The organism is Burkholderia sp. WP9 (genome assembly GCF_900104795.1).
GTDB lineage: Bacteria > Pseudomonadota > Gammaproteobacteria > Burkholderiales > Burkholderiaceae > Paraburkholderia.
On record NZ_FNTG01000001.1, the window covers coordinates 2,148,048 to 2,163,298 of the forward strand.

Annotated in this window: 18 protein-coding genes; 3 read left to right on the forward strand and 15 right to left on the reverse strand. The window is 64.3% G+C overall.

Features of this window, described 5'->3' with window-relative positions; genetic code table 11:
• Positions 1 to 7 precede the first annotated feature (7 nt).
• From BLW71_RS09510 to sctC, 15 genes are read right to left on the reverse strand one after another with little or no spacing between them, the layout of a single operon-like run.
• Positions 8 to 2,086 (reverse strand): flagellar biosynthesis protein FlhA, encoded by a 2,079-nt coding sequence (locus BLW71_RS09510; RefSeq protein ID WP_091795563.1) that lies wholly within the window; start codon positions 2,084 to 2,086, stop codon positions 8 to 10.
• A gap of 1 nt (position 2,087) precedes the next feature.
• Entirely contained in the window at positions 2,088 to 2,828 is a 741-nt protein-coding gene (locus tag BLW71_RS09515) for an EscU/YscU/HrcU family type III secretion system export apparatus switch protein (protein ID WP_091795566.1), read from the reverse strand.
• Positions 2,825 to 3,547, reverse strand: a complete 723-nt coding sequence (locus BLW71_RS09520; protein WP_286161964.1) for an EscT/YscT/HrcT family type III secretion system export apparatus protein — start codon at positions 3,545 to 3,547, stop codon at positions 2,825 to 2,827. Before BLW71_RS09520 ends, BLW71_RS09515 begins: the two co-directional genes overlap by 4 nt.
• A gap of 2 nt (positions 3,548 to 3,549) precedes the next feature.
• Entirely contained in the window at positions 3,550 to 3,825 is a 276-nt protein-coding gene (sctS, locus tag BLW71_RS09525; RefSeq protein ID WP_091795572.1) for a type III secretion system export apparatus subunit SctS, read from the reverse strand.
• The gene (sctR, locus tag BLW71_RS09530) at positions 3,822 to 4,466 is read right to left on the reverse strand and encodes a type III secretion system export apparatus subunit SctR (protein ID WP_091795575.1); all 645 of its coding nucleotides are present in this window, start codon (positions 4,464 to 4,466) and stop codon (positions 3,822 to 3,824) included. Before sctR ends, sctS begins: the two co-directional genes overlap by 4 nt.
• Positions 4,463 to 5,434 (reverse strand): FliM/FliN family flagellar motor switch protein, encoded by a 972-nt coding sequence (locus BLW71_RS09535; RefSeq protein ID WP_091795578.1) that lies wholly within the window; start codon positions 5,432 to 5,434, stop codon positions 4,463 to 4,465. Before BLW71_RS09535 ends, sctR begins: the two co-directional genes overlap by 4 nt.
• A complete protein-coding gene (locus BLW71_RS09540) occupies positions 5,431 to 6,309 on the reverse strand; it encodes a FliH/SctL family protein (RefSeq protein ID WP_091795581.1) in 879 nt (292 codons plus the stop codon). The genes BLW71_RS09535 and BLW71_RS09540 overlap by 4 nt, the downstream gene beginning before the upstream one ends.
• Positions 6,303 to 6,878 carry a hypothetical protein gene (locus tag BLW71_RS09545; RefSeq protein WP_091795585.1) on the reverse strand — a complete coding sequence of 192 codons (576 nt, stop codon included), beginning with the start codon at positions 6,876 to 6,878 and terminating at the stop codon, positions 6,303 to 6,305. The genes BLW71_RS09540 and BLW71_RS09545 overlap by 7 nt, the downstream gene beginning before the upstream one ends.
• A complete protein-coding gene (gene sctJ, locus BLW71_RS09550) occupies positions 6,875 to 7,723 on the reverse strand; it encodes a type III secretion system inner membrane ring lipoprotein SctJ (RefSeq protein WP_286161965.1) in 849 nt (282 codons plus the stop codon). Before sctJ ends, BLW71_RS09545 begins: the two co-directional genes overlap by 4 nt.
• Positions 7,720 to 8,040 carry an EscF/YscF/HrpA family type III secretion system needle major subunit gene (locus BLW71_RS09555; RefSeq protein WP_143048315.1) on the reverse strand — a complete coding sequence of 107 codons (321 nt, stop codon included), beginning with the start codon at positions 8,038 to 8,040 and terminating at the stop codon, positions 7,720 to 7,722. Before BLW71_RS09555 ends, sctJ begins: the two co-directional genes overlap by 4 nt.
• A gap of 1 nt (position 8,041) precedes the next feature.
• A complete protein-coding gene (locus BLW71_RS09560) occupies positions 8,042 to 8,500 on the reverse strand; it encodes a tetratricopeptide repeat protein (RefSeq protein ID WP_091795591.1) in 459 nt (152 codons plus the stop codon).
• A 49-nt stretch (positions 8,501 to 8,549) separates the two neighbouring features.
• Positions 8,550 to 8,978 carry a hypothetical protein gene (locus tag BLW71_RS09565; protein WP_091795594.1) on the reverse strand — a complete coding sequence of 143 codons (429 nt, stop codon included), beginning with the start codon at positions 8,976 to 8,978 and terminating at the stop codon, positions 8,550 to 8,552.
• A complete protein-coding gene (locus tag BLW71_RS09570; RefSeq protein ID WP_091795597.1) occupies positions 8,975 to 9,253 on the reverse strand; it encodes a hypothetical protein in 279 nt (92 codons plus the stop codon). Before BLW71_RS09570 ends, BLW71_RS09565 begins: the two co-directional genes overlap by 4 nt.
• Complete coding sequence (locus BLW71_RS09575) at positions 9,231 to 10,325, reverse strand: FHA domain-containing protein (protein ID WP_091795600.1); 1,095 nt, start codon at positions 10,323 to 10,325, stop codon at positions 9,231 to 9,233. Before BLW71_RS09575 ends, BLW71_RS09570 begins: the two co-directional genes overlap by 23 nt.
• The gene (sctC, locus tag BLW71_RS09580; protein ID WP_286161966.1) at positions 10,315 to 12,342 is read right to left on the reverse strand and encodes a type III secretion system outer membrane ring subunit SctC; all 2,028 of its coding nucleotides are present in this window, start codon (positions 12,340 to 12,342) and stop codon (positions 10,315 to 10,317) included. Before sctC ends, BLW71_RS09575 begins: the two co-directional genes overlap by 11 nt.
• Positions 12,343 to 12,712: 370 nt before the next feature.
• On the opposite strand from sctC, the gene BLW71_RS09585 reads away from it, so the two are divergent.
• The 3 genes from BLW71_RS09585 (at position 12,713) to BLW71_RS09595 (ending at position 15,096) form a co-directional block, all read left to right on the forward strand.
• Complete coding sequence (locus BLW71_RS09585) at positions 12,713 to 13,156, forward strand: ribbon-helix-helix domain-containing protein (RefSeq protein ID WP_286161967.1); 444 nt, start codon at positions 12,713 to 12,715, stop codon at positions 13,154 to 13,156.
• 47 nt (positions 13,157 to 13,203) lie between these two features.
• Positions 13,204 to 13,944, forward strand: coding sequence for a hypothetical protein (locus BLW71_RS09590; protein WP_143048316.1), 741 nt, complete (start codon positions 13,204 to 13,206; stop codon positions 13,942 to 13,944).
• Positions 13,945 to 14,202: 258 nt separating this feature from the next.
• Entirely contained in the window at positions 14,203 to 15,096 is an 894-nt protein-coding gene (locus BLW71_RS09595; protein ID WP_091795612.1) for a DMT family transporter, read from the forward strand.
• The last annotated feature ends 155 nt before the right edge of the window (positions 15,097 to 15,251 follow it).

A 15,251-nucleotide genomic window follows, 5' to 3' on the forward strand; every position in this document is an offset into this window, starting at 1 on the left:
TTCCCCTTCATGCGGCACCCAGCGTCGCGACAGCCTGGACGCGGTAGACGTCGAGCGGAATCTCTTCGATGGCCAGCACCTCGACGCGCCGGCCGAAGTCCTGCAATAGCCGCGCCAAATGCGGACGCAGAATCGCGTTCGTGACGATCAACGCGATTCCGTCCAGTTCAGCCATGAAAACCCGCTGCGCACGCTCCAGCTCTTCCACGGAAAGCACGCATTGCGGCTCACCGTCGACACCGCTTCTGATCTGCGCCTCCAGCTCGGCCTCCCATGAAGGCTCCAGCACCGCCGCGAAAATCGTCCACGAATCGAGGTCGGCGCGGCCGCGCGCGATCTGCGGACCGAGCTGGATGCGCGCCTGGCGCACCATCCGGTCAATCGTTCGCTCGCCCGCCGGCACACGCACCACGGCTTCGAGAATCGCGCGCAGATTGCGGATCGCCACGCGTTGCTGGAGCAATTGCCGCAGCACGCTGGCGAGCTGGACGGTGCTCACAGCCTGCGCCGCCTGACCAACCAGCTCACGAAATTCGATCGACAGCTGGTCGAGCAAAAAGCGCGTCTCCTGAGTGCCGAGAAAATCAGCCGCGGAGCGCTCGCACACCTCCGCGAGGTGATCGCATAGCGCCTCGTCCACACTCGCCTTGTGGATCTCGGGGTCGTCGAGCGCGGCCGCCGTCGCGCTCGGCACCCAGACCGATCTCTCCGCGCGCGGCCGATAGCCCGCAATACCCTCGAACGTGACGCGGTTCGCGTCGCCGCTCACCAGCATATGCGCGTCGACCAGCGTGCCGCTGGCAAACGGCACGTCCTCGATATCGACGACGTAGCGCTCGGGTTCGAGCCGCGCATCGCGCAGCAGCGCGAGGCCGGGAAACGGCACGCCGAGGTCGACCATCAGCTTGCGGCGCAACTGACCGAGCCGTCGGTTCAACGCCTCGGGCCGCAGCGCATCGAACGCGCTCAGGCCGAGTCGCAAGCGCAGTGCCGCGCTCGTGCCCAACTCGACGTCGTCGAGAATACGCGGCACGTAGTTGCCGCCGTCGCGCGTCATGCCTGGCATCAGCGCGCGTTGCGAGTTCGTGGCGACCGCGGCGTTACGCATCAGCGTGATGGCGAGCGCAAGCAGCAGGCCGCCGGCGACCATGAACTGGACATGCGGAAAACCCGGAATCACCGCTAGCGAAACACACGCGACGCCGGCCATGGCCATGGCTTTCGGATGCTCCGCCAGTTGCCTGTAGATGTCGCTGCCGAGATGCGCGTCGGCGCCGTCACCGGCACTCACTCTCGTGACAAGAATGCCCGCGGCGACCGAGACGATCAGCGAAGGAATCTGCGACACGAGGCCGTCGCCGACAGTCAGGATCGTGTACGTGTGCAGCGCGTCGCCGAACGACATGCCGCGCTGCGCGATGCCGACCGCCAGTCCACCGACGATATTCACCAGCGCAACGACGAGGCCCCCCACCGCATCGCCCTTGACGAATTTCATCGCGCCGTCGAGCGAGCCGTAGAAATAGGTTTCGCGTTCGAGCGACGCGCGCAGACGGCTCGCCTGCGCAGCCGAGATCACCCCGTTGCGCATGTCGGCGTCGATACTCATCTGCCGCCCCGGAATGCCGTCGAGCGTGAAGCGCGCCGCCACCTCCGCCACGCGGTCTGCGCCCTTCGCCACGACAATGAACTGGATCGCCGCCAGCACCACGAAGACCACGAGCCCTACCGCCACATTGCCGCCCACCACCAGTTCGCCGAACGCGCCGATGATCTGGCCGGCGTGCGCATGGAGCAGGATCATTTTGGTCGAGGCGATCGCCAGCGCGAGACGCAGCAGCGTGGTGATCAGCAACAGCGACGGAAAGCTCGCGAGGTCCGCGGCCTTCGACACATACAGCGTGGCGCTCAGCATCGTCAGACCGGAGGCGAAGCTCACGCAGATGAACAGATCGAGTATGAACGGCGGCACCGGCACGATCAGCAGTGCGAGGACCGCCAGAATGCCCACGCCGACGGCAAGGTCTGCGTGACGCGCAAGAAAAGCCGACAGATCGTAGCGGCTGAGAATGGAACGGTTCGACATGTTATTGACCAAGCTCCCGATGAAGCGCTCGACGCCGGCTCTTTATGTAGGGGTCGCCTTCGTCGTCGCGGTATTCGCGTTTGATTTCGTTCTTGTCCATGCGCAGGCCGCGCAGCCACAAGAAGCGCTGGATGAAATAGTCGGCAACGCTGGGCACGATCTGCGAGGCGGCCATCAAGGCCAGCAGATGCGAGTGCGACATTGCCGTATTGCCGAGATGGACCGGCAACGAAAACGTCCATGCGGGCGCAAGCTGCCGCAGGCAGGCCTCGATGGCCTCTGCGAACAGAAGCAGCAGGATCATGAACTGGATGATCGTGAGCACGCTGTCCCACACGAGGCGCAGACTGAACATCTGCTTCAATCCATTGATCGGGTTCAGCCGCTTGAGGTCGGGCACGACGCGCTTGAATGCCAGCAGGCCGCGCGTTTGCATCAGTTCGGGCACCAGCACCGCGAGTGCGCCGACACCCAGCGTCGTCAGCACCGGCGCAATGAAAGCGTAAAGCGCGCCGCCCGTCGACGCGAGCAGATCGCCGAGTTCGCGCGATGCGTCCAGCGTCGTCACGTGCACGATCAGGCGGCTGCCGAGTGCGTACAGATGCGGACCTTCGATAAACAGATACAGCCACCAGCACAGGCCACTGAAGGCCACCGTCACATGCGTGCTCTTCGTGATCTGGCCGTCCATCCGCGCGCGGCGGATCCGCTTGGGAGTTGGCGCTTCGGTCTTGTCGCTCATCGCAGATGGATCACATGATCGAAAGCGACGCGCAACTGCTCGAACAACGCGGGCACGCTGAGCACGGCGGCGAAGGTCAGAACCGCGGCTTTCACGGTGCGCGCGTTCGCAAACGGATTGAGCCGCTTCGCATGCCGTGACATGAGCCCGAACGCTACGTCGACAAGCAACAGGAGGCCGAGCAACGGGCTCGCAAGCCGCACGCCTTCGGTCAGCGTGTCGGGCAGATTGCGCAGCGCCAGTTGCCGGAACACATCGAGCAGGTCGGTGCGCCATTGCCCGGGAGGCCATAGCACCCACGCATCCGTGAAGAAGCCGAACAGCAGCGGCAAACCCGGACCTGTAAACAGCATCAACGCGGCGAACTGCAGAAACAGTTGTTCGAACAACGCCGCTTCCTGCTGGAAGTGCGGGTCGTACATCGCAGCGCTCCCATAGCCGCCCTGCTGATCGAGTATCGCGCCGGCGGCGCCGGCGGCATGAAAGATCGTACCGAGCAGCAGGCCGAGCACGGCACCGGTCGCGACTTCGACGATCATCGCCAGCAACAGGTTCGGCGGGCAACCGACCTGCTGCGGCAGCATGGCAACGGCGAACATGATCGGCAGGCGCAACTTGGTTCCTAGCGAGTCGCTCTGGCCGAAGGGAATCATGCGAAGCGCGACGGCCGGCCGGATCGTGCAGAACGCAAAGCCTTCGAGATAAGGGATATATTCCATGCTCAATGCAAGCGCCCTGCCGCGATATAGGTGAACACGTGCGCGAGGAAGCGCGTGAGTTCGCGGTTCGCCCATGGCGCGGTGACGATCAGCACGAAGCCGACGCAGATGATCTTCGCGCCATAGGGCAGGCTCTGGTCCTGGATCTGCGTGATCGACTGCAATAGCCCGAGCAGCAGGCCGATAACGGTAGCCACGGCGAGCGCGGGCAACGACAACCAGAACACCAGCATCAACGCGTCGCTGGACAAGGTGGGGAGAGACGGCAGGCCGTTCATTTTGCATAGCCGACGATAAGGCTGTGCATGAGCTTCGACATACCCGACGCCGACACGAACATGAACAGCTTGAGTGGAATCGACACCGTGGTCGGCGAGAGCATCATCATGCCCATCGCACTCAGCACATTGGCGACCACCAGATCCACCACCAGAAATGCGATGTAGAGCAGGAAGCCCGCCTCGAACCCGCTCGATATCTCGCTGATCATGAATGCCGGAATCAGCAGCTGCAAATCGGTTTCGCGCGCATCGCGCTCCGGATCGATCCGCTTCGCGGCGCTGACGAGAAACTGCCGCTCGTTGGGCCGCGAGTGCTTCAGCATGAAGTCGCCAAGCGGACCGCGCACGGCCCGCACGATTTCGACGGGGCGCGGCATGGAAGCCTGGACGCCTTCGCCGGTATCGAGCGAGGCCTCGATCTTCGACACCGTCGGCGCCATGACCACCAGCGTCGCCGCGAGGGCGAGGCCGGAGATCACGAGATTGCTCGGCGCCTGCTGCACGCCGAGCGCCGAGCGCAGCAACGTCAGCACGATGCTGAATTTCGTGAACGACGTGGTCATCGTGACTGCGATTGGCAAAAGCCCCAGCATGAAAAACAGGAAGATGTTCTGTAGCGGATCGAACTGGTCGTTCATGCCGGCAGATCCTCCTGCGTGAGCCGTGTGACGCGCACGCCGAGCGCACCTTCGATATCGATCAGTTCGCCGCGCGCAAACGGAATGCCCTGACATAGCAGGGTGACCTTGCGCTCGCGAGCCGGCAGCCGGAACGCGACGATCGACCCTTCGCGCAAATGCGCCAGTTCGGCCACCGACAACGACAACGTGCCGAGCACCGCTTCGAAGGCGAAAGTGATCGAGTCGATCGGCAACAGTTCACTGGTGACTTCGACGGGCGGGGTTTCATCAGTCATGACATGCTCTATCAAGGTGTACTCCTGAGTAAATTTCAAAAGGATCCGGCATGTTCCAATTCGCAATGGCACACGCAGGTAAGTCGAATGACGGTCGAACAGCAATGCATCGCCCACCGCGATCCTGCGCAGCCGCGGCAGCGACAGCCACGGACCGGGCAGGCAAACCGGCAGGCGCACGTACAGGCGGTTGAGCAATGCGTCTCTCGACGGCACGGGCGGTATGCGCAGTCGCAGCCAGGCATCGACCGCCGTGCTGCGTACTGAGAAATGGGCAGCACGGCCGCTCGCCGTATGGGTGACGGCAAGGCCGTATGCGCCCTGCTCTGGCACGGCGTCGAACGCAACACTGGTCAGGTCGATCGTGAAACCGAACAGACCTTCGAGCGCGCACAGCCAGTCATTCAACGCGTCGGCGACATGCATGAGCGCAGCCTCGCCGCGTGCGTCGATCACCGACGGCGCGAGTTCCGGCAGCAGCGCGCCGGCGTCGCACCCGGCGCTGAACGGCGCCTGGCCCGCGAAACCGGACACCCGCAGCGGATAGGACGCGCGGCACGGCTCGAATTGCAGCGTGAAGCGCCGCGTGCCCACCGACACCGCGTGTGGACTGCCGAAGTGGCGAATCGCCAGGTTGGTGCGCTCGGCGTCCGCGAGCGTGACCGTTTCCATGTCGTGCCAGAGCGTCACACCGCCTCCCGCACGAATGAACGCCGGACGACACGGACTGAGCGCGGTTTGGGTGGCGATGACGTGGGCGATGTGGGCGATGTCGCTGACGTCGCTGACGTCGCTGATGTCACGGATGTCTGCGATGTCTGCAATGGCTGCATTGGCGAAGGCGAAGGCAACATCGGCGCTGCCAACGGCGCCGCGAGCACGGCCAACGTCTGTCGCACGCCCTGCTCGATCGTGTCGAGCGCCGTACGGCCCGAACCATCGGCGAAGTCATACTCGCGCAGCACCGCCGCCACGCTGTCGCGGATCCCACGCTCCAGCGCCCGCAACTGCACTTTCAAGCCGGCGTCGATCACGCCGGACTCGGTTTCGACGACGCACGAGCGAGCCGGCAGTCCCGCATCGGCGAGCACGCTGCATAGCGGCGCGCCGAGGTCCTGCTCGAGGGCGGCGATCAGGCGCACCGCGTCATCGAACTCGGCCGGTGCCACGCGGACCGACACAAGCCGCTGCGACTGCGCGACCGTAATCGAGCGGCGCAATTGATGCTTCAACGCGGCCGACGGCGGCAGTTCGCCGACAATGTCGCTCACCGCGCCGAGCACGATCTGCGTGAGCCTCTCTTCGAGACGATGGGCGGCGAATGCCACCGCGCTCGTGCGTCCGACATGTTCGCGCAGCGCTGCCGCCGTGCCGGCCGCGTGGCCATGACGCCACGCGCGGCGCTTGAGTTCGCGCACCCGCGTGCCGAGGCGGCGGCGCTCGTGTGCCGCGTCCGCTGCACGGTCGGCATCGACTGCGCGCAGGCCGTCGAGCGACGCCAGTTCATGCGCGCTCAGATGTCCGTCCGATTCGATGCGCCAGGCACCCAGTCGACATATCAGCATGGATGGGCTCCCATCAGACGGCGCGCCTCGGCGACCAGTTCACGCGCTTCGGCGGAAGATAAATTGCTCACGCGATAACGCGACGCGGTTTCCGACATCTCGCGCGGCAAGCGCAGGCTCCACCAGAATGCATAGCGCGAGTCGGCGGTGGCTTCGAGCGCGAGTGCGAGGCCGACTGCCGTCATGTCGCGCCGGCTGAATAGCGACGGCGCCGGTTCGACGAGCAGATCGGCAGTCTGCGCACGCGGGTGCCGCTGAATCGCACCGAGCAGGCGCGGCGCAATCCCCGCCGCAAAGGCGGCACGAGCCTGCGCGGCGACCACGCGGCGCAGCGAAGGCGCGAACGCAAGCGCGGCGACGATCCGGCACAGCCGCGCGCAAGCCGGCCGCGGCCAGATCGGCAGCGCGGGCGGCACGTCGGCCAGCGCCACCTGAACCAGTTGCGGATAGCTTCCAAACAGAAACGCATGCGCGATGCGCGCGGTACGTTCGTCGCGGATCGGCTTGCCGTGTTCGAGCCAGCTGTGATGCGCCCAATAGGCCGGCGCACAGGTATAGGCGCGCCTCATGCCTCGCCTCCGGCGTGCTTGGCGCGCTCCGAACGCGCACTTGTGTCCGACACTTCGGCGCCCTTCTTCGGTTTGAACCATGTGCGCCTTCCCGAGCGCCACAGCCAGATCGAGCCGCTCATCAGCGCCACCAGCAAGGCCAGCACGCCCAGCATCGCCGTGGCACGCGACGGCGTATAGCCGGCGCTCTGCGCGCAAGTCGTCGCGGCGACCGCGCCCGCTGCACTGGCGACGCCGTCATCCGCCGCGCAGTCGGCGGGAAAGGTCAGCACCGGCGTGACCGCGACGAGCGTCAGCGATACGCGTGCCGGCGTCAGCCCTTCGACACCGCCCGCGACCAGCGCGCGAATCCGGTCGCGCATCGGTTCGAGGTTGTAGTCGCTGCGATAGCGCATCATCACGGAAGCCGACGGCAGTGTGTCCTGCGCCGGATCCATGGGGTCCTTTTCCGGTAGCACGATATGCACGCGCGCCAGCAGCACGCCGTCCATTTTTTCGAGCGTCTCGGAGATTTCCTGCGAGAGCCCGTACACGTAGCGGACGCGGTCTTCCTCAGGGCTCGAAATGAGCCCCTGGCGGCTGAACAGTTCACCGAGATTCGGGTGGCCGCCGCGCGGCAGCGCATAAGCGCTCGCCAGTTCGGTGGCGACCACGGCATCGGCGTCGTCGACCGAGATGTTCCAGGTGCGGTCCGGGTTGCGCTCCTTGTAGCCATTGATGCCGTGATGGCTCAGCGCGGCGACGATATGGTTCGCCTGGTCCTCGTCCAGGCCTTCGAAAAGCGAGGTTCTGCAGCCGACGAGGAGAAGCAGCACCGGCAGCAGGATCAGGGCGCGGCGCATCATTTTTGCGTCAGATTGTCGATCGCGTGGCTGATCTTCTCCGCGACGTTCGTCACGAATTGCACCCGCACGGTGAAATTAATCATGTCGGCCTGCAAGTCCAGCATCTGCAGGGTCGATAAGCTGCCGGATGCGCGGTGATGCAGATGCTTGGTCACCTCGAGCTTCGATGCGTCGTAGCCATCCTGCACGTCGTTCAGCAAACGCTCGTACATCGGGTGTGCGTCGCCCGACCCGAGAGTGAGCTGGGGAGTGGCGGCAGGCATGGCGGACCATGCATCGACTGGCGCCGGCAACGGAGTAAAAGAATTGGTAGTCATGTCAATGGCCGCCTCGAATAGTTAGTCGTTCAATCGTTGAAAACAAAGCCGCGCCGTGCGTAGTCTGTGCAGCGCGCGCGGCACGGGTATAAGGCGCGCATTCGGGTAGCTTCAGCAACGCCGTTGCCATCGAAAACGCATTAGGATCCTCGTCGTTTGGCACCGCCATCAGCGTTCGTGTGCCGAGTGCGTAATGACCTTCAGCCAACTGGCACGCACCCAGCCATGCGCATGCCACCGAGCTGTCCGGCGCGAGATCCACCGCCCGACCGAGCAGCCGGGAGGCAGCGCGATAGTTCGCCTGATTGAGTTCCACCAAGCCAAGCCCGATATACGGGAAGGCGCGCTGCGGATACAACAATCCCAACCGCCCGAACAGAAAGCGCGCCTCGTCGAAACATCGATGAGCACAGGCATAGTGGCCAATCGAAATGAGTAGTTGCAACGTGTCGTCCTGCATCTGCAATAGCTCCGGAAGACGCCGCGAGGGCGCCTTCGCACCGCTTTTTTTAGGAGGTCTTAAGTGCGCCCGCGGCCTCAGTTGCCACGTGACCAGCGTCCGAGATCATGTTGATAGCCAGCGAATGAGTTGTCTGGACGTCCGACAATGCCGCCTGCGCGTCCATCATGGAGGCCGGACCCGGAGCGCCGCCTTGTCCGCCTTGCGCGCCTTGTCCACCTTGCGCGCCCTGCCCGCCCGCCTGCGTCGCTTGTTGCGAATCGGCTTTAGCCGCGTTCGCCGCTGAATTAAACTTATCGACTGACTTCAGATAAAGCTCCTTGACTAGGTTTTTAACGCTGTCGACCTTAAAGTCGCCGCTAAAAGAACCGTCCCCACCACCGCCATTGCGGTTAAATACCGAGTTGACGCCACCGCCGCCTGCGGTGTGGGGATTGATACCCGGGTTCTGGTGGACCAGCGCATTTACACCATTCATGATTTCTCTTCCTTAAGGTTGTCGCGCGCATTCGCGAAGTTCACACTTCGCTCCACAACTTGCCGAGCCGCGCGCAAACACTCGACAAGCAAAACCATTTCTTTTTGCAGCTCCCGTGAAGCAGTTGGCATTGCGCTGTTCAGGCAGCCGATCTCATGCGTCAGGCGGGCGACGATTTCTTCTCGACCGGCCCCTCCGGGTTGAGCGAGCTTCTCCTCGATAGAAAGCTCGCCAAATGAACCGGGCGTACTTCTAGCGGCATCTTTCTGTGTCATGGGCGGCACTCATAAAAAATTCGTAGATCGAACCATCGTCGAGCGTCACCTCTGCCGCACAGGCCGAGATCCGCGTGATTCTCCCGACAGGCAATCGCGCACCAACGAAATAGCGCTGGCCTTGTGCATCGGTCAGCCAGGCCGCGTGACTGCCGGCGAGAAGATTCATTCCCAGTGCCTCGAGAGGCACGCGCACCTTTCCACCCTCCAGCGAGTGGCCGGGGAACGTGAGCTCGCGCAGCCCGTCGATCTCAGCGCGCGCCAGCCTCGCGACACGTGCGTAGTCCCACGACTCAGGCGACACGAACCCCGGCGCGCCAGGCAGTACCACGGTGAACGCACCCGGCTCGGCGGCCCGCACCTCGGCGCCGCGGTAATAGCGCGCGAGAAAATCGCCGACCTGGTCCTGCAATTGCGAAAGCACGATCACGCGCATGACCGGCGCCCGCTGCCGTGACCACGCCCGCGCGGTCAGCGCGGACAGATCCGCGGGCGACTGCACGTAGCCCTCGTAGACGAGCGCGCCGGACTTCGGATCGGGATGCGTCTTAACCAGCCGGAACGTGTCGTCGATGCGCGGTGCGTGCGGCCTGCCCGTCATCGGATTCGACGTGATCCACGCAAGCAGCGCGAAGGCGACCGGCGCCGCAAAGACCGTCGCCTTCGCAACGGGCGACGCGTCGGACCAGCGTTTCGCGCAATAGGCGAGCGGCGCATGGCGCAATAGATAGGCGCGCTCGGCGTCGCCCGCCATCGTCGGAGTCGGCTCATCGCGGCCGCCGAACTGGAAGGTGACCGCGCCCGCCGAAAACCACGCGCCGCGCCGCAACAGCACGCGCCGCCCCGGCGCCAGTCGCCGGCCGAACACCGTCACGCCCGGCTGGTGCGCGACCAGCCCGAGCGCCGCGCCGCGCAGCTCGACGGTGGCGTGCAGCGGCTCGACCCCTTCGTCGATCACCATCAGATCGGCATCGCCGCCGCTGCCGATCCGCAGCGGCCTATCGGCGGACAGCGCGATGCTGGCACCGGTATGCACGCCGTCGTTCACGAGGATCATTGCGTCAGCGGTCATTGCGGTCCTCCCAAGGCATCTTGCGTGTCGATTGCCATGCGGGCAGAGGCGGCGGCAATGGCAATGGCGTGACTGGCGGAGGCGCGGTCGAAGCAGCACCGCGCGACGGCGCCCGCAGCGCGGCAGCGACCGCCGGCGGGATATTGGTGGCCGCCGGGAGCGGGGGCATCCTCGCTTGTGCCGCTTGTGCCGCTTGTGCCCCTTGCGCAAGCGAACCCGCTTCGACACTCGCGACGCCGGGCAAACCGGAGCCCGGTGCAAAGACCGCCCCCACTCCTGCGGGCGCCACAGCCGGCCCCGCCATGACCGCCCCGCCCGCCGCCTCGCCGGTGCCAGCCGCACGCTTGAGGCGCGGTGTGATCAGGATCAAACGTTCGAGACGCTGCCGGGTCGTCTGGGTGTCGCGAAACAGCGCGCCGACGTAGGGCACGTCGCCGAGCACCGGCACTTTCGACGTGCTGCTTTCGCTGCGCTCGTATTGATACCCGCCGACCAGCAGACTCTCGCCGTCGCGCACGATCGCCTGAGTGACGATCGAGTGGTTGTCGACCTTCGGAATGCCGTCGACCGACATCGATGTATTGAACGCGCCGTCATCGATCTGGATGTTGAGCCGGATATTGCGGCGCGGATCAGCGGCCGATTCGACGCTCGGCGTTACCTTCAGCGTGAGACCGGTATCGATGTTGTAGAGATCGACGTCCTGGTTGCCCGCCACCCGCACATAGACCGAGCTGTGCGAAGTCAGCACCGCTTCCATGTTGTTCAGCGTGAGGACTTGCGGGCTCGACAGCACGCGTGCCTGGCCGGCGTCTTCCAGCGCGTGAATCTGCGCGAACAGGTACTGCGCCGAGTTGCCGACCAGAGTGGCGAGATTCAGTCCGGACGCCACGCCCGCCGCTGTTGCAAGCGCCGGCGCTCCGAAGCTCAACGGCGCGTTGATGGTGCCGGAGGACCCGCTGATACGCCCGTTCGAACCGCCCCAGGCCACGCCGAGCGAACGCGCCGCGCTCGACGACACGTCGATCACGACAGCGTCGATCTCGACCAGTTCCTGCGGCTGGTCGAGCATCGCGATGGCGCGCTCGTAGTTCGGCATCATCGACGCGAGGTCGTTGATCACCACCGAGTTGGTACGCGGGTCGGCAATGATGTTGCGTCGCGCGGGCGTCACGCTGGGCTGATCGGTCCGGCTCGTCTCAGTCGTCGCCGTATCGGGCAGCGGTGGCGGCGAGCTGTCGCCATCGGAAGGCGCGCCGCCGGCCAGTCCCAGGCCGCGCAGGCTCGGCAGCGGCGGCGGACCGCCGCGCGCGCTGCGGGCGTCGGCGCGAGCTTCGGCGCGCGAGCGGGCAGCGCGCGGCGCGGTGGCTTGCCAACTGTCGATCATGACCCGCCGCAACAGCGAGGCCACCCCGGGCACCACCTGGTCCTGCGAGCCCACCGAATAGTGCATGTCCTGCGCCTGCGCGTAGCGCAGCGGGAAAATGCGGATCTCGGTCTGATCGAACGACGGCTCAGCGGTACTCTGCTGCTGCGCCTTGTCGATCGCGTCAGCCACCGCATCGACAAAGGCCGACGGGCCGGCAACCCTCGCGGTCGTCGCCGAATACCGGATCGGCAGACGCGGGTCGTCCAGATCGAGGTTGCGCAGCAACGCCGCAACCGCTTCGCGGGTCATCGGCGCAAACGGAATCACCCGGCTGCGCACGCCGGCAGCGGTCGCGACATGCATCGACTTGCCGTCGAAATACCAGACCAGGCCGTAAGCCTCGACCAGCTGCATGAACACGTTGCCGGGCGTGTCGTCGAAACGGCCGTTGACCGCGCCCTTCACGTCACGGGCGATATTCGCGGACAGTCCTTCCACCGCCAGCACGTCACGCAGCATGTCCGGCAACGGCGTCCCGTTCGCCGCATAGTGAATCGGCGCGCCGTGCCACGCAGGCGTGACGGCCTGAGCCTGGGAGACTTGCAGCACCGCCCACACCACCGCGAGCCGGCCAGCCATTTGAAACATGGCAGCGCCAGTCACGCACGATGGCGAGGACTGCGGTCCACCTCCGCCCTTCTTATTGGGCGAATCATTGCGGCTCGTGATAAGCATCGAAATTTCCTGGCTACGTTGTATTGATTACGCCAGTGAAATTTAATAGCGCCGGCATCACGGATGGTCATATATATGCATGACTTCATCTGCCAATTTCAAATACCGCCATTCCAACCGCTCTTTATCTAGCGCGTGCAAATCCGGATCGCCGCACTCATGGCCTTTCAATTGATCTTATCCGGACTGCATATCTTGAAAATAGGACGACACTTCAGATAAACGTCATACATCTTTATGACCCAGTCGGAATATTGCGGGGAGAAGATTGGCTAGCCGTCACTTGAATTCATCCGAACATGAGAAACAACCCGCGCGACTCACATCGCAGATGCACTGCCATCTTGAAATGCATCAGGATATTTACCGCCGTCATGGAGGCTCCGCCTTCTCGAACTCCTACACGCGCACGCACATGCGGATGACCCAGTATTGCAACTTCACCCCGCAGCTCGCCAAGCCGCGGCAGCGCTCCGTCAGAATCAACGGGCTGGCCACCTGTCTTCGGCTCGAGGAGGTGTATTGGCGAATCATCGAAGAGATTGCGCGCCAGGAAGCGGTGACGGTGGGAAAACTGATTTCCAGATGGGCACTTGAAATTGATCTTACCCAGGAAGCCATCTGTAATTTCACGGGCTTTGTCAGAATAATCTGCGTCACCCAGTTGCTGGACAGAAAACATCCGATCGATTTGGATTTGATCGACCCGGATGTGTCAGTTGGTTAACCTGGATAAACCAGAGGAGGTCAATAGAAAACAACCAGATTTCATTTATGCACTTCTGCGCACCAGCGATCCGGAAGCGGGCGCATAAATTCCACACAATACAGCTGTCCGGCTTATATATTTCTTTTACTCGATTTAAGGATTCTGTGATGGAAGCGATCAATAATATCAGCAACACTCGGCAGTTCGATCTGAGTTCAATGGCGCAAGCGCTGGATGCCGGGGCGGCCGGCCGCACCCGTTCCAGTTCGGTCCAGATGTTTTCCACGGAGCACACCGAGGGTAGCCACGGGCCTGTGCAGCAGGACGACATGATGGGTATGCGCCGCCCTATGCACGCGGACCACGCGAACGGTGGCCATCATCACGCGAACGGTGCCCACCACGCTATGTCGCGCGACGCCGAGGCGGCTGCCCACGACCTTATGCCGCGGAACGCCGAGAGGGCTGCGGCGCTGGCTTCCGATGATGCGGCACTCGACGCAATCGCAGGACAGCAGACAATGGCGCCGCCGACCGGCGGCACCGACGCATCACAGAACGGCGCCGGCAACATGGCCGCACAACAACCTCAGGCTCCGTCGCCGGCGGGCGCCGCCGACGGAGCACAGAACGGAGCGTCGAATGCTATCGGCGAGCTCTTCCAGACCGTCATGAAGGGCCTTCAGGGACTTCTTTCCGCCGTCATCCCGGGCGCGGGGCAGGCGCTCGGCATGCTCTCGCCGCTGATGGGCATGCTCTCGCCGATGCTGGGTAAGCTCGGTACAGGCGGAACCGGCACCGCTTGACGCAGCGCTGAACGCAGCCGGCCGCCGCCACCCCGTCAACGTATCGCCGTGGACGCTCCCGGCGGCCGGCTGCCACCCGCCATTTGCACGCGCCCGCCCACGCTGTTTTCAATGCAATCCACGCTCCGGCAAAGCCGCCCCCGCTCCCGGCATAGCAAGCGTCGCGTCCGGCAATGACATAGACAACAGCAGTTGACCGCCCCCCCGGCGCCGTCCGGTAAACTACGCTCCCCACGCCCGCGCTCCCCGGATTCCAGCTTGAATCGTTACGCCCTGCTTCTCATTACCTCGATGCTGCTGGTCGGCACCAATGTCGGCATCGGTAAATCAATCGTCGAGTTCGTTCCCGTCCCCCTCTTCGCGCTGCTGCGCTTCGTGATCGCAATGGCGGTGCTGTGGCCGCTTCTGCGCGTAGCCAAACTGCGCCGCGTGAAGCGCGATGAATGGCTCAACCTGTTCCTGCAGGCCTTGTTCGGCACCTTCGGCTTTACCCTGCTGATGCTCGGCGGCGTGCAGCGCACCAGCGCCGTCGCGGCCGGCGTCATTACGAGCACGATCCCGGCTGTCGTCGCGTTGCTCTCGTGGCTGATTCTGAAAGAGCGACCGAACGGCCGGGCGCTCGCGTCGATCGCGCTCGCGATTGTCGGCGTGCTGGTCATCAATCTGGCGCACGTGGATCGCAACGCGGACGGCGAGAGTTCGCTCGCCGGCAACCTGATGGTCCTCGGCGCCGTATGCTGCGAGTCGCTCTACATCATCCTGTCGCGCCGCCTCACGCAGACGCTCGCGCCGGTCGACATCTGCGCCTACACCCATCTCTTCGGCCTGCTGCTGATGCTGCCGCTCGGCGCCGGCGCATGGCTCGAATTCGACTTTCGCGCGGTGCCGGTCAGCGTCTGGATGCTGGTGTTGTGGTACGGACTGTCCGCCAGCATCTTTTCGTTCTGGTTATGGATGAAGGGCATCCGCCATGTGCCGGGCAGTCTCGCGGGCGTGTTCAGCGCCGTGCTGCCGGTGGCGGCGGCGATTTACGGCATCCTGTTTCTGGGCGAGCGGCCCAGCTTCGCGCACGGCATCGCGCTCGCCTGCGTGGTCACGGGGATCGGGCTCGCGAGCCTGAAGCTCAAGCGGCTGCCGCCGATGGCCTCGTGAGCCCTGCCCGCCGCGATGCAGCAAATTTAGCCGACGCGTTACAATAGCGCGCCTGACGCGAGGCTCCTAAGGCCTCGGCTGGCTGTGCATCGCGCCGTATGCGCCGTCCATGCCGGGTTTGCTTGCCGGGTTTGCTTGCCTGACTGGCGTGCATA

Bases quoted from the DNA above. Each gene is read 5' to 3' on its own strand.
- BLW71_RS09510 (WP_091795563.1), bottom strand. From the start codon at position 2,086: ATGTCGAACCGTTCCATTCTCAGCCGCTACGATCTGTCGGCTTTTCTT.
- BLW71_RS09515 (WP_091795566.1), bottom strand. From the start codon at position 2,828: ATGAGCGACAAGACCGAAGCGCCAACTCCCAAGCGGATCCGCCGCGCG.
- BLW71_RS09520 (WP_286161964.1), bottom strand. From the start codon at position 3,547: ATGGAATATATCCCTTATCTCGAAGGCTTTGCGTTCTGCACGATCCGG.
- sctS (WP_091795572.1), bottom strand. From the start codon at position 3,825: ATGAACGGCCTGCCGTCTCTCCCCACCTTGTCCAGCGACGCGTTGATG.
- sctR (WP_091795575.1), bottom strand. From the start codon at position 4,466: ATGAACGACCAGTTCGATCCGCTACAGAACATCTTCCTGTTTTTCATG.
- BLW71_RS09540 (WP_091795581.1), bottom strand. From the start codon at position 6,309: ATGCTGATATGTCGACTGGGTGCCTGGCGCATCGAATCGGACGGACAT.
- BLW71_RS09545 (WP_091795585.1), bottom strand. From the start codon at position 6,878: ATGAGGCGCGCCTATACCTGTGCGCCGGCCTATTGGGCGCATCACAGC.
- sctJ (WP_286161965.1), bottom strand. From the start codon at position 7,723: ATGATGCGCCGCGCCCTGATCCTGCTGCCGGTGCTGCTTCTCCTCGTC.
- BLW71_RS09555 (WP_143048315.1), bottom strand. From the start codon at position 8,040: ATGACTACCAATTCTTTTACTCCGTTGCCGGCGCCAGTCGATGCATGG.
- BLW71_RS09560 (WP_091795591.1), bottom strand. From the start codon at position 8,500: ATGCAGGACGACACGTTGCAACTACTCATTTCGATTGGCCACTATGCC.
- BLW71_RS09565 (WP_091795594.1), bottom strand. From the start codon at position 8,978: ATGAATGGTGTAAATGCGCTGGTCCACCAGAACCCGGGTATCAATCCC.
- BLW71_RS09570 (WP_091795597.1), bottom strand. From the start codon at position 9,253: ATGACACAGAAAGATGCCGCTAGAAGTACGCCCGGTTCATTTGGCGAG.
- BLW71_RS09575 (WP_091795600.1), bottom strand. From the start codon at position 10,325: ATGACCGCTGACGCAATGATCCTCGTGAACGACGGCGTGCATACCGGT.
- sctC (WP_286161966.1), bottom strand. From the start codon at position 12,342: ATGTTTCAAATGGCTGGCCGGCTCGCGGTGGTGTGGGCGGTGCTGCAA.
- BLW71_RS09590 (WP_143048316.1), top strand. From the start codon at position 13,204: ATGCACTTCTGCGCACCAGCGATCCGGAAGCGGGCGCATAAATTCCAC.